The sequence below is a fragment of the Amycolatopsis sp. NPDC054798 genome, assembly GCF_053611505.1.
In genome coordinates this window covers 59,933-72,208 of record NZ_JBSHAM010000034.1, presented here as the reverse complement: position 1 = coordinate 72,208, position 12,276 = coordinate 59,933, and the positions used below count along the sequence as shown (strand labels likewise).

Here is a 12,276-nt window from a genome sequence, read left to right as displayed (position 1 = left end):
CGGTTGGTGTCGCGGGCGTCCGTTTGTCCGTGGGGGCAACCTTTAGGTAATCATTTTCCATCTGGGTCCCCATCCGGCACCTTTCGGCTGACGGAGACGATCGGAAGCGCGCCATGAACGGACTAGAGCAGGCTGCACGCTCCGTGCTCGACGCTGCCTGCGCGCAAGCAGGACTCGACTCGTCGGGTGCCGACGTGGTTCGCCTCGGAGAGAACGCGATCTTCCGGCTTCGGGCGGGGGTCATCGTACGGATTGCCCGCTCCGGTCAGCTCGCGGCGGCTCGTCGCGAAGTCGCTGTGGCCCGGTGGATGCGGAGCACTGGTATCCCTGCTGTTCAAGTCACTGAGCCAGACAACCAACCGCTCGATGTGGACGGCCGAGCCGTCACCTTTTGGCACGAGCTGCCGCCACACGAGTACGGCACACCTGTTCAAGTCGCGCAGGCGTTGCGCCAGCTGCACAACGCACGACCGCCAACTGGCTTAGACCTCGGCAGAATTGACCCGTTCATCCGGCTCGCCGGCCGGATAAACCACGCGACGACACTGACCGAATCAGATCGGTCATGGCTGCTCGACCACTTGGCCGAGCTGCGCAAGCAGTGGGCGGGCAGGCCCGAGGGCCTGCCCGAATGCGTAGTGCACGGGGATGCCTGGGCCGGCAACGTGGTCTCGACACAGCTCGGCGAGGTCGTCTTCCTGGACTTGGAGCGGACTTCGATCGGCCCGTCGGAATAGGACCTGGTGCACACGGCGATCAAGCGCAGTTCATTCGGGTGGATCAGCGACGACGACTACCGCTCGTTCGTCGGGGAGTACGGCCGCGACGTGACACGGTGGGCCGGGTTCGACCTGTTCCGAGATATCCGGGAATTCCGGATGACATGCATGGCCGTGCAAGCAGCCGCCGAGAACTCGCCCGCGAATGACCAGGCAGTGCTCCGGGTCGAGTGCATACAGGGCAAGCGCGGCCCGCGCCCCTGGCCCGGATGGGCCGCGTTGCCGTAGAAACCAGGCGGCTTACCGGCATCGCCGACGCGCGCCCACCACACTGCCTAACTACCCAGCTGCCCGGCCGTTCGGTGGGTGCGCCGCGGACCGGAACCCGAGTACAACAGCGCGCTCGGGGCCCTGGTCCGAACCCGGTGGCACAGCACACGGCCAGGCGAGAGGTTCGCCGCGCGAACCACCAGATCAGCGCGCGCGTACTCTCCCCGAGGTTCCCTTCACAGACCTTCAGGTTCAGGGCCGATGGATCGACCGGTCCGGGAACAACCCAGTCGCCGCGGGCTCCCCCGGCCGGATGTTCCGGTCGTCCAGCTCCACCCGCAGATGCTCCCGCACCTCCACCACCCCGTCGACCCGGCCGACGAGGGCTTTGAGCACCGGAATCATGCTGTACCGCTCGACCGCCCCGCTCAGCGACACCACCCCGTCGTACACCGAAACGTACAACGTGGACGGGTCGACACACATCTCCCGCTTCAGGACCTCGTCGCGCACTTCGTCGCGGATGTCGTTGTCCGGCCGCAAATACGCCCGCACCAGGTCCGCCCGGGAGACGATCCCGGCCAGCGTGCCGTCGGTTTCGAGCACCGGCAGCCGGTGCACCCGGTGCGTCTCCATCAGCTGGGCCGCGCGCAGGACGTCGTCGTCCACGCCCACAGTGACGGCCGGCGACGTCATCAGATCGGCCGCGAAGAGCGCTTCGGCCTTGTGCCTGCCGCGGCGCGCCTGCGGTCCGATGCCGCGGTGGTCGACGTTCCGCTCCAGCAGGTCTCCGCTCGAAACGATTCCGAGCACCCGGCCGTCCTTGTCGACGACCGGCGCGCCGCCCACGCCGCGTTCTTCCAGCAGGGCGGCGACAGCTTTGAACGAAGTACCCGGTGCGACCCGCGCGACGTCGGTCGTCATCACCGAGCGGATCCGGCGTGTCCTTTTCATTTTCCGCTCCTCACAACAGGGGTCCGGGGTAGTACGCGCCCGCGGCCGCTTCCGGCAGCGGTTCCCGTTCTTCGGCCGACCGGGCGGGGACGATCACCACCGGGCAGCGCGCGTGGCGCAGGCAGTATTCGGAGACCGAGCCGACCAGCATGCGCAGCACCCGGCTGTGCCCGTGGCTGCCCAGCACCAGCATCGCCGCCCCGGCCGACGCGCGGACCAGCGCGGGACCGGGCGCGCCGTCGATCGTGCCGCTGCGCACCTGCGCGGCCTCGGCGCCGACGCGGGCCTCGGTCAGCACCTGGTCCAGTTCGTGCTGGTAGCGGGACGCGATCTCGTCCGGCGAGCGGGTGACGGCCGATTCCAGGTCGGCGAGCGGGTCGAACGTCCAGGCCCGCAGCGCCACCACGGTCCGGCCGCTGGCCTTCGCCTCCGCCAGCGCCCAGCGGACCGCCGCGGCGCTGCCCGCCGATCCGTCGACGCCTACGACGATTTCCTTTTCATTCGCAGTGGTCATGGGTTTCTCCTCCGCACAATCTCCGGCGCTCAGCGCGCCTTTTCCAGCAGGACGCGGCGTTCGGCCGCGCCGATCGCGGCGCGTGCCGCACCGATCGCGTCGGGGTTGACCGAGATCGACGTGATCCCGGCGCGCACGAGATGTTCGGCGAACGCGGGGTTCGTCGACGGGGCCTGGCCGCACAGCGACGACGTGATGCCGCGGTCGCGGGCGGTCCGCACGATCCTCGCGATGGCGTCCAGCACCGCGGGGTCGGCCTCGTCGAACAGTTCGGCGCACACCGCCGAATCCCGGTCGACGCCCAGCATCAGCTGGGTGAGGTCGTTGCTGCCGATCGACACCCCGTCGATGCCGAGCCCGGCGTATTCGCGCAGCCAGAACACGACCGACGGAACCTCGGCCATGATCCACCGGTGCAGTCCGCGCTGCTTGCCCAGCGGGCTCGCGTCCACCGCCTCCAGGCACGCCTCCAATTCCCACTTCGTGCGCACGAACGGGATCATCAGGTGCAGGTTCGGCGTCCGTTCCCGGACCCTGGCCAGCGTGCGCAGCTCCAGCGCGAACAGGTCGTGCTCGCGCACGTACCGGTAGCAGCCGCGGTAGCCGATCATCGGGTTGTTCTCGACCGGTTCGTACTCGGCTCCTCCTTCGAGGCCGCGGAACTCGTTGCTGCGCAGGTCGGTCGCCCGGTAGACGACCGGGCGGTTGCCGAACGCGGTGGTGATCTCGAGCAGCGATTCCGCCATCGAGTCCACAAAGGACTCTTGCTCGCCGCGGGCGAGCAGGTCGCGCGGATGCCGTCCGCCGAGCGCCGAGGTCAGCAGGAACTCCGCGCGCAGCAGGCCTACGCCGTCCACCTGCTGCGCGGCGACCTCGACGGCGTGGTCGGGCATCGCGAGGTTGACGTACAGCCGGGTGCCGATCGCCTCCGCGGCAGCGGGCGCGGCGACCGGTTTCGCGTGCACCGTCTCGCGCGCGATCGCTCCCGCCCGCACCTCGCCGGTCGTGCCGTCGACGGTGATCAGCGTGCGGTCCGCGAGCACGCGCGTCGCGTCTCCAGTGCCGACGATGCACGGCACGCCGAGCTCGCGGGCGACTACCGCGGCGTGGCAGGTCATGCCGCCGCCGTCGGTGACCAGCGCCGCCGCGCGGCGGATCGCCGGCACCCAGTCCGGGGTCGTCATCGGGGCCACCAGCACCTCGCCGTCGCGCAGCCGCCGAGCCTCGGCCGGGTCGTGCAGCACCCGGACCGCGCCGCTGCCCACGCCCGGCGAGGCGGCCAGTCCGGAGACCAGCACGCCGGTTCCGCCTTCCTGGACCGGCGGCAGGGTGGTGATCGGGCGGGACTGCACGAGCCACGTTTTGTGCTCGGCGATCGCGAACTCGATGTCCTGCGGCACGCCGTAGTGCTCCTCGACCCGGCAGGCGAGCCGCGTCAGCCCGAGCACGATGGCGTCGTCGAGCACGCGCCGTCCGCCGACCTGCGCGGTCAGCGCGACCTTCACGTCTCCCCCGCCCGCTTCGGGGATGATCTTGTGCGACTGAGCCCCGATCCGCGCGCTGAGCACGCGCAGGTCCTCTTTGTCCACCACGTAGGTGTCCGGGTCCACCGCACCGCTCACGATCGCCTCGCCCTGGCCGAACACCGCTTCGACCACCGCCCGGTCGCGGTCGCCGGTGCGCGGGTCGGCGGTGAAGATCACGCCGGACCGCTCGGCCGGGATCATCCGCTGCACGACCACGGCGATAGCCGGTTCGCCGGTGAATCCCCGGCTCGCCCGGTAGCTCACCACGCGCGGCGAGAACAGCGACGCCCAGCAGTCGACCACCCGCGCGGCCAAGGCTTGTTCGTCGACGACGTTCGTATAGCTGGCGTTCATGCCCGCGAAGGACGCTTCGCTGCCGTCTTCGCCGGTGGCCGACGAACGCACCGCCACCACCGGCAGATCGCCCAGCGCCCGGTACGCGCCGGTCACCTCGGCCGCCAGCTCCGGCGGCATCCCGGCCGACCGCACCAGCTCCTGCAGCCGCTCGCACGCGGCCGCCAGTTCCTGCGCGTCGTCCACCGCGGTCAGCGCCTTCGCGTGCACATCGGCGATCTCGGCGCGGACCCCGGCTGCCTCCAGCGCGGACCAGTAGGCGTCGCGAGTGACGACGAACCCGTCCGGAACCGGATAGCCCGCGGCGATCAGCTCGCCGAGGTTCGCCCCCTTGCCGCCGGCGGTTTCGGCGTCGGCGAGCCGGATCTCGGCGAGTTTTCGCACCTGCGTCATGACAATCCTCCTCGGGTACGGCGGGTCAGGCGGCGGAACAGCTCGTCCGCGCCCCAGACGAGCACCGGCATCGGGACCAGCACCGCGTACACCCACGCGGGCAACGCCGCGGTGCCGAAAACGCCCTGCAGCCAGGGGACGTAAATGAGCGCGGCGGCGAAAACGAGTTCGAACGCGATGCCGCCGAGCAGAAGCTTGTTGGTGCCCAGACCGATCGCGCGCAACGACACCCGCTCGGTGCGGGCGGCGAACGCGGTTCCGATCTGGCAGAACACGATCGCGGCGAAACTGGCTGTCGTGGCTTGAAGGTAAGCGTGGTGCAGCGGCGCGCCGTCCGACACGTCCGCGCCGAGATGCCAGCCCGCGGCGTACAGCACCGCGAAGAACGCGCCGAGCACGAGCACCGCCGACAGCACGCCCATGATTCCCCAGGCCCGCAGGAGCATCCGGCCGGTCACCACGCCTTCGCGGCGGGAGCGCGGCCGGCGGGACATCAGCCCGGGCTCGGCGGGTTCCCGGCCGAGCGCGAGCGCGGGCAGCGTTTCGGTGCCGAGGTCGATCGCGAGGATCTGCAACACCGTGAGCGGCAACGGGATCGCGCCGCCGGAAATCGCGAACAGCAGGAACGGCAGGATCTCCGGCACCGCGTGCGCGAAGATGTAGAGCACGAATTTGCGGACGTTGTCGAAGACCCGGCGGCCCTCGCGGACCCCGGCGACGATGGTCGCGAAGTTGTCGTCGGTCAGCACCACGGTCGCGGCTTCCTTCGCCACGTCGGTGCCGCTGACGCCCATCGCCACACCGATGTCGGCCCGCCGCAGCGCGGGTGCGTCGTTCACTCCGTCGCCGGTCATCGCGACGACCTCGCCGCAGTCGCGCAGCGCGTCCGCGATGCGGAGCTTGTCCTCCGGCGCAGCGCGCGAGAACACCACCTCGTCGCCCCCGGCGAGCACTGCGTCGAGATCCGGCTCCGGCATGCGCGCGAGCGTCGTGCCGTCCACCACGCGGTCCGCGCCGATGCCGACCCGCCGGGCGATCTCGGCCGCGGTCAGCCCGTTGTCCCCGGTCACGACGTGCACGATGATCCCGGCGGAATGGCAGTCCGCGACCGCCTCGGCGACCTCCGGGCGAGGCGGGTCGACCAGGCCGACGAAACCGAGCAGGCACAACCCGTTCTCCGCTTCGGCGCGGCTGCCCGGGATCGCCGGCGCTTCCCGCCGGGCGACCGCCAGCACCCGCAGCGCGCGCCCGGCCATGCTGTCGACGAGCGCGGCCAGTTCGGACCGCCGGTCCGCGGTCAGCTCCTCCCCGTCCAGTTCCGTGGTGCACAACGGGAGCACCTGCTCCGGCGCACCCTTCACCGCAACGACGAGGCCGCCGTCGACAACGTCCACTGTGGACATCCGCTTGAGCCGGGGATCGAACGGGTACAACGCTTTCCGTGCGCCCTCGCGGGCGCTCGCGGTCACGGTCGCGCCGTGGTCCGCGGCGAACCGCAGCAGCGCGAGTTCGGTCGGATCGCCGGACTCGCTGACGAGGTCCGCGGTGCTGCACCGCGCGAGGACTTCGGCGGTCTCACGCGGGTACGCGGATTCCGCACCGTCCGGGCCGCGCAGTTCCTCGACCCGCATCGAGTTCTGGGTCAGCGTGCCGGTCTTGTCGGTGCAGATCACGGTGGTCGAACCCAGCGTCTCCACGGCCGACAGCCGTTTCACGAGCGCGCCCGCCTTCGCCATCGACCGCACCCCGGCCGCCAGCGCCAGCGTGATCGTCGGCAGCAGTCCCTCGGGCACGTTCGCCACCAGCAAGCCGATCGCGAACACGAAGGCGGCCGACCACGACAGCCCGGCCGCGACACCGAGCGGCAGGAACCCGACCCCGACGACCACCGCGACCCCGGCAATCAGCCACGCGACCCGTCGCACCTGCCGCTCCAGCGGGCTCTCCTCGCGGCCGATCCGGGCGGAGAGCGACGCGATCCGGCCGATTTCGGTGCGCCGCCCGGTCGCGTGCACCACCGCCCGCGCCGAGCCCGCCACACAGACCGTGCCGCTGAAGACCAGCACCGGGGAATCCAGCGGGCGGTCCGCGTCGTCCACGGCGTCGGCGGTCCGGGTCACCGGAGCCGATTCGCCGGTGAGCATCGACGCGTCGACGTCCACAGTCCCTTCGACCAGCCGCGCGTCCGCGGGCACCCGGTCGCCTTCGGCGAGCAGGACGACGTCGCCGCGGACCAGTCCGGCCGATTCGAGGTGCACGACCACGCCGTCGCGCAGCACCGCGCTGCGTTCGGGCAGGTACTTCCCCAGCGCTTCGACCGCCCGTTCGGCCTGCTGTTCCTGGAAGAACGCGAGCAGGCCGTTCAGGATGATCACCCCGACGATCGCGATCGCCAGGTTGGTCGTGCCGGCGAACCACGCCAGCCCGGCGGCGACCCACAGCAGCAGGGCGAGCGGGTGGACCAGCTGGCGCAGCAAGGCGAGCGGCCATTGCCTGCCGCCCTTGTGCGGCAGTTCGTTCGGCCCGTAGACCTGCAGCCGCCGGGCAGCTTCCCGGGCGCTCAGCCCGCCCGGCACGGAGCGGAGATCGCGCAGCAGCAGGCTGATCGGCTCCCGCGCGTCGACCTCCGGCTCCGCTGTCTCGGGCGGCGTACGCAGATGCGTGGTCATCGGACTCCTTCAGCTCTCGAACACGAGAAGAACCGCCTGCGGCAAGCTGCCCTGGCCACCTGGGCGCACCTCAGTCGTCAATCCGCGGACCGCGGCGGCGACCCGCAGCGAATGGACAGCCGCGCCGATCAGAACGCGGTCGACGCAGCTCGCGCCTTCGGCGACCACCGCGAGGCCCCGGTCCCGCGTCACCCGGGTGCGCGGCCACGGGTTCTCCTCAGCCAGTTCCGCCAGCACGCCCGGGTCGGTGACCGGCACCGCACGTCCTCGCCGCGGCCCGGAAACGGCGCGCAGGGCCAGGTAGCGGTTCCAGTCGTGCACGGTCGCCGGGTCGTCCGCTCCGGGGGTCACCGCCGCGACGACGTCCGGACGGCCCGGATCCTCCGGGAACGACAGCACCGGTCGGATTCCCAGTCCCCGCAGCACGATCCAGGCGGCGGACAGGGCGGTGCCGCATCCCGCGAGCACGTGGCGTCCGCCGGGATCGTGCCGGAGGCGGCCGACTCGGGCGATCGCCAGCTCGCCGGGCCTGGTCTCGACCACGAAGCGGCGCACGTCCAGCCGGGCCAGCGCGTCCACGAGCACCGCCCGCGCGCAGCGGTCCCAGGCGAAAGCGACGTCGGTCATCCGAACGCTCCGGCGGGTTCCGGCCTCGGCCTCGGGATCGGGGGCGCTGCCCGGCAGGTCGCCAGCAACGTCGCGGCGTCGGTCACCGTGGCCAGGTCCGCGAGCCCCGCGGGCGCGGCCACCGGCAGCCCCGGCTCCGGCGGGACGAGCGCCACCGGGACCTGTTTCCGCAGTGCGCACACGACCCCGAACTCGCGCGCGGTGATCTCGTCCCCGCTGCCGCGGACGTCCACGGCGAGCACCGGCGGATCGGCGCGGTCGTCGAGCGGGCACGACAAGCCCGGCACGAGGGCGCGGCAGATCCCTTCCCGCGAATGGCACCGGCTGACCCGGCACCCGTTGTCCCGCAACGGCTGGGCGAGCGCGTCGCAGTCACCGAACTTCGCTTCGGTCAGCAGTACGTGCACGATGCACCTCATTTCGGGGATCTGCGAGCACGGCCTCCGCGCCGCAGGCGAGTTCCAGGTCTTCCCGGGCGCGGACGACGAGCACCGCTGCGGCCGAGCCGGGCGCGCTGATCACCCGGTCCGCGTCGGACCTCTCGAGCGCCCCCACCCGCACGCCCAGCACCCCGAGGCCGCGGGCGACCTCGGCGACGGTGTCGGGCTGGTATTCCGCGACTCCGCCGGTGAACACCAGCGCGTCGAGCCTGTCGAGGCTGACCGCGGCCGCCCCGATTTCCCGGCGGAGCCGGTGCACGTAGACGTCGACCGCCAGTTCGGCGTCGGGGTTCCCGGCCGCGGCCGCCGCGCGCACCTCTCCGAGGTCGCCGCTGGTCCCGCTCATCCCGGCGAGCCCGGACCGCAGGCACAGCACGTCGGCCAGCTCGTCGGGTCCCATCGGCGCGGTTTTCATGACGTGCAGCAGCAATCCCGGGTCGATCGAGCCGGACCGGGTCGCCATCGCGGGCCCTTCCAGCGGGGTGAACCCCATCGAGGTGTCCACGCTCCGCCCGTCGCGCACCGCGGTCACCGAAACCCCGGCACCGACGTGCGCGCAGACCAGCTGCAGCTCGTTCGCCGGTCGCCGCAGCAGTTCCGCGGTACGGCGCACCGCGTACTGGACCGACAAACCGTGGAAACCGTAACGGCGCAACCGGTTCTGCCTGGTCCACTCGCGCGGCAGCGGATAGTGCGCGGCCGCGGCGGGCAGGTCCGCGTGGAACGCGGTGTCGAAGCACGCCACCACCGGCACGTCGGGCAGCAGCTCCCGGACCTGCCGGACGACGTCCAGCGACAGCGGCTGGTGGATCGGGGCCAGCGGGACGAGCCGGTCGAGGTTCGCGACCACCTCTTCGGTCACCAGAACCGGCGTCTTCTGCGCGCCGCCGTGCACGAACCGCACCGCCACCGCGTCGGGCCTCGGCCAGCGCTCCACGGCGTCGGCGACGGCGCGGGACATCTCGCTCTGCCAGGCCGCCCAGCCGACGGCGACGCCGTCGTGCACGACCGCCGCCTTCAGGCTGGACGAGCCGGGGTTCAAGGTCAGGATTCGCACTGGCTTCTCCTCGTGCTCGGCTCAGCCGGACAGCTTGCGCAGGTAGGGATCGGCGGGCTTCCGGCGTTCCAGCCGGATCCGGACGTCGAGCGCGGCGCAGCCGTGCGCCCGCGCCGCCACCGGATTGAGGTCGAGCTCCGCCAGCTCCGGCACGAGCGTCGCCAGCCGCCCGGTCTTGAGCAGCAGTTCGCGCACGGCGGCCCGGTCGATGCCGGACGCCCACAGCGCTTCGGCCGAGCGCAGGCCGTCGAGCAGCAGTTCCGAGTCCGGCCCGGCGAGCGGGGCGAGCCGCGCGGCGCGGTCGGCCACCAGATCGGTGTCGACCCCGCCCAGCCCGAACACCACCAGCGGGCCGAAGACCGGGTCCGAGCGCACGCCGACGAGCAGTTCCCGGCCGCGGTCGGCCATCGGCTGGATCACCACGCCGCGCAGCGCCGGACCGAACCGCGTCAGCAGCAGCCGGTACGCGTCCCGCGCGCCGGACGGTCCCTCGACGCCGAGCAGCACACCGCCGCCCGCGGACTTGTGCAACAGTCCCTCGGCGTCCGCCTTCACCGCGAGCGGTCCGTCGAATTCCTCGGCGGCACGGACGGTCTCGGTCTCGTCGCGGGCGTAGCGGGTCGGCACCAGCGGGATCCCCGCGAGCCGGAGCAGTTCCGCCGCGTCCTCCGGCGACAACCAGCCTTCGCGCTCCGCCGCTCGTGCCGTCGCGAACTTCCGCACCGCGGCGGCGTCGATCTCCGGCAGCGGCGTGGCGTCAGTCCTGGGCCGAGCGAGCCATTCGGCGTACTCGGCCTGCCGGGCGAGCACGAGAGCGGCGGTCGCCGGGTCGTCGTAGCACGCGGTGACCGCGGGTCCGTCCGCGCACAGCGGCGCCACGCGTTCCCGTTGTCCCGGCCGGACCGCGAGCACAGTCTTGCCTGCCCCAGGGAGCACGTCCGCGAGCGCGGCGGCGGGATTGCCCACGGCGGTCGGGACTGTCGCCGCGATGACCGCGTCGACGCCGGGGTCGTCGAGCACGATCCTCAGTGCCTGCCCGAATTTCTCCGCCGGAACCGCTGCCGTCGTGTCCACCGGGTTGTGCACCGCCGCCTCGGCGGGGAGCAACTCGCGCAGGTTCGCCGCGGTCTCCGCCGACAGGCTCGCCATCGTGAGCCCTTCGCGCTCGCACGCGTCGGCCGCGAGCACCCCGGCTCCGCCGGCATTGCTGAGGACGGCGACCCGGCGGCCGCGCGGAAGCGGTTGCCAGGACACACCGGCGAGCACATCGACCAGTTCGGCGACGGTGTCGACGGCGATGATGCCCGCCTGGGCGTAAAGCGCGTCACGGGTCACCGCCGGAGTCGCCGCCGCCGCGGTGTGCGAAGCAGCGGCGCGCTGGGCGGTCCCGCCGCTCCCGGCCCGCACCGCGAGCACCGGCCGGGTCCGTGCGAGCCGGGCCGCGAGCCGGGCGAATTTCCGGGGATTGCCGAAAGATTCGAGGTACAGCACCACCGTCTCGGTGCGCCGGTCGCTCGCCCACCACAGCAGCAGGTCGTTGCCGCTCACGTCGTATTTGTCGCCGGTGGAGACCAGCGAGGAAAGCCCGAGGCCGAGTCCGGTCAGCGCCTCGACGAGCGCGATCCCGACTCCGCCGGACTGGGTCGCGACGCCGATGCTCCCGGCCCGCGGACGGCGGGCGAGGAACGTCGCGTCCACCGGGCAGGAGGGATCCGTCGAGAGCACGCCGAGGCAGTTCGGCCCGACCAGGCGCATGCCGTGCCTGCGCACCGCGTCCCGGACGCGCGTGCCCGCCGCGGTCCCGGTCAGCCCGGACGAAACGATGACGGCCGCGGCCACCCCGCGTTTGCCGCACTCCTCCACCGCGTCGGCGGCGGCCTCCGCCGGAAGGCAGATCACCACCAGCTCAGGGGTCCGGGTCAGGTCCGCGACCGAGGGCGCGCAGCGCACGCCGAGGATCTCTTCCGCCACCGGGTGCACGACCTCCACCGAGCCGGGAAAGCCGCTGTCCAGGAGGTTCGCCAGCACCGCGTGCCCCACCGAACCGGGCCGCCTGCCCGCGCCGATCACCGCGACCGACGCCGGACGCAGCAGATGCGCCAGGCTCGCCGCTTCGGCGACCTCGTCGCGCCGGGCGAACGCGTCCGGATAGCGGTCCTCGCCGTCCAGCCAGATGGTGACCGACCATTCCGGGCCCTCGTGGTCGATCTCGTAGGGCAGCCCGAGTTCGGCGAACACCCGGATCACTTTCGCGTTCTCCGCGAGCACTTCGGCGACGAACCGGTCGATCCCGCGCGCCCGGGCCGCCGCGGCGAGGTGTTCGAGCAGCAGCGTCGCGATCCCGTGCGTGCGCTGGTTCCCGTCCACGACGAGCGCGATCTCGGCCTCGGCGCTGTGCCCGATCCGCTCGCAGTGCGCGACCCCGGCCAGCCGCTCGCCGAGGAAACAGCCGACGGCCGCGTGGCCGTCGCCGGACGTGCCGGCGATCTCCGCCGCCAGTTTGTCCACAGTGGACGGAAGCGGTCCGAAGAACCGGAAGTACCGGTCCCGCTCCCCGAGGCCGGTGTGCAGCCGCAGCACGGCCTCGGTGTCGGCCGGTCCGAGCGGACGCACCAGGCCGACCTGTCCGTCGGCCAGCAGCACCCGTGCGGGCTGGTCCGCGCTCATCGGAACTCCTCCCTGCGCGCGGCGGGGGGGCGGGGCCGGGCACCGGCCCCCCCGCGGCGCGCGGCAGGGCAGGGGCGGGGTGTGGT

Annotated in this window: 10 protein-coding genes; 2 read left to right on the top strand and 8 right to left on the bottom strand. The window is 72.3% G+C overall.

The annotated features are described in order from the left end of the window. The first annotated feature begins 143 nt into the window (after positions 1 to 143). Together ACWGIC_RS21930 and ACWGIC_RS21925 are read left to right on the top strand one after the other, a co-directional pair. Positions 144 to 737 (top strand): phosphotransferase family protein, encoded by a 594-nt coding sequence (locus tag ACWGIC_RS21930; RefSeq protein WP_452077799.1) that lies wholly within the window; start codon positions 144 to 146, stop codon positions 735 to 737. Positions 738 to 743: 6 nt separating this feature from the next. Next, positions 744 to 1,007, top strand: coding sequence for a hypothetical protein (locus tag ACWGIC_RS21925; protein WP_452077798.1), 264 nt, complete (start codon positions 744 to 746; stop codon positions 1,005 to 1,007). Positions 1,008 to 1,241: 234 nt separating this feature from the next. Here the strand turns inward: ACWGIC_RS21925 and ACWGIC_RS21920 are convergent, their stop codons facing one another. From ACWGIC_RS21920 to ACWGIC_RS21885, 8 genes are read right to left on the bottom strand one after another with little or no spacing between them, the layout of a single operon-like run. Then, the gene (locus ACWGIC_RS21920; protein WP_452077797.1) at positions 1,242 to 1,943 is read right to left on the bottom strand and encodes a CBS domain-containing protein; all 702 of its coding nucleotides are present in this window, start codon (positions 1,941 to 1,943) and stop codon (positions 1,242 to 1,244) included. A 10-nt stretch (positions 1,944 to 1,953) separates the two neighbouring features. Continuing rightward, positions 1,954 to 2,457 carry a universal stress protein gene (locus tag ACWGIC_RS21915; RefSeq protein WP_452077796.1) on the bottom strand — a complete coding sequence of 168 codons (504 nt, stop codon included), beginning with the start codon at positions 2,455 to 2,457 and terminating at the stop codon, positions 1,954 to 1,956. Positions 2,458 to 2,486: 29 nt separating this feature from the next. Continuing rightward, the gene (gene ppsA, locus ACWGIC_RS21910) at positions 2,487 to 4,730 is read right to left on the bottom strand and encodes a phosphoenolpyruvate synthase (RefSeq protein ID WP_452077795.1); all 2,244 of its coding nucleotides are present in this window, start codon (positions 4,728 to 4,730) and stop codon (positions 2,487 to 2,489) included. Beyond that, positions 4,727 to 7,399, bottom strand: coding sequence for a cation-translocating P-type ATPase (locus tag ACWGIC_RS21905; protein ID WP_452077794.1), 2,673 nt, complete (start codon positions 7,397 to 7,399; stop codon positions 4,727 to 4,729). The genes ppsA and ACWGIC_RS21905 overlap by 4 nt, the downstream gene beginning before the upstream one ends. A 9-nt stretch (positions 7,400 to 7,408) precedes the next feature. Continuing rightward, positions 7,409 to 8,026 carry a hypothetical protein gene (locus tag ACWGIC_RS21900; protein ID WP_452077793.1) on the bottom strand — a complete coding sequence of 206 codons (618 nt, stop codon included), beginning with the start codon at positions 8,024 to 8,026 and terminating at the stop codon, positions 7,409 to 7,411. Then, positions 8,023 to 8,433: a hypothetical protein gene (locus ACWGIC_RS21895; protein WP_452077792.1), complete on the bottom strand. Its 411-nt coding sequence runs from the start codon at positions 8,431 to 8,433 to the stop codon at positions 8,023 to 8,025. Before ACWGIC_RS21895 ends, ACWGIC_RS21900 begins: the two co-directional genes overlap by 4 nt. Beyond that, positions 8,399 to 9,523, bottom strand: coding sequence for an acetate/propionate family kinase (locus ACWGIC_RS21890; RefSeq protein WP_452077791.1), 1,125 nt, complete (start codon positions 9,521 to 9,523; stop codon positions 8,399 to 8,401). Before ACWGIC_RS21890 ends, ACWGIC_RS21895 begins: the two co-directional genes overlap by 35 nt. Before the next feature lie 21 nt (positions 9,524 to 9,544). Beyond that, positions 9,545 to 12,190: a GNAT family N-acetyltransferase gene (locus tag ACWGIC_RS21885; RefSeq protein WP_452077790.1), complete on the bottom strand. Its 2,646-nt coding sequence runs from the start codon at positions 12,188 to 12,190 to the stop codon at positions 9,545 to 9,547. Positions 12,191 to 12,276 lie beyond the last annotated feature (86 nt).

What these genes read in the sequence shown, in the direction of transcription:
- ACWGIC_RS21885 (WP_452077790.1), bottom strand. Translation starts at nt 12,190, where the DNA reads ATGAGCGCGGACCAGCCCGCACGGGTGCTGCTGGCCGACGGACAGGTC.
- ppsA (WP_452077795.1), bottom strand. Translation starts at nt 4,730, where the DNA reads ATGACGCAGGTGCGAAAACTCGCCGAGATCCGGCTCGCCGACGCCGAA.
- ACWGIC_RS21900 (WP_452077793.1), bottom strand. Translation starts at nt 8,026, where the DNA reads ATGACCGACGTCGCTTTCGCCTGGGACCGCTGCGCGCGGGCGGTGCTC.
- ACWGIC_RS21920 (WP_452077797.1), bottom strand. Translation starts at nt 1,943, where the DNA reads ATGAAAAGGACACGCCGGATCCGCTCGGTGATGACGACCGACGTCGCG.
- ACWGIC_RS21915 (WP_452077796.1), bottom strand. Translation starts at nt 2,457, where the DNA reads ATGACCACTGCGAATGAAAAGGAAATCGTCGTAGGCGTCGACGGATCG.
- ACWGIC_RS21905 (WP_452077794.1), bottom strand. Translation starts at nt 7,399, where the DNA reads ATGACCACGCATCTGCGTACGCCGCCCGAGACAGCGGAGCCGGAGGTC.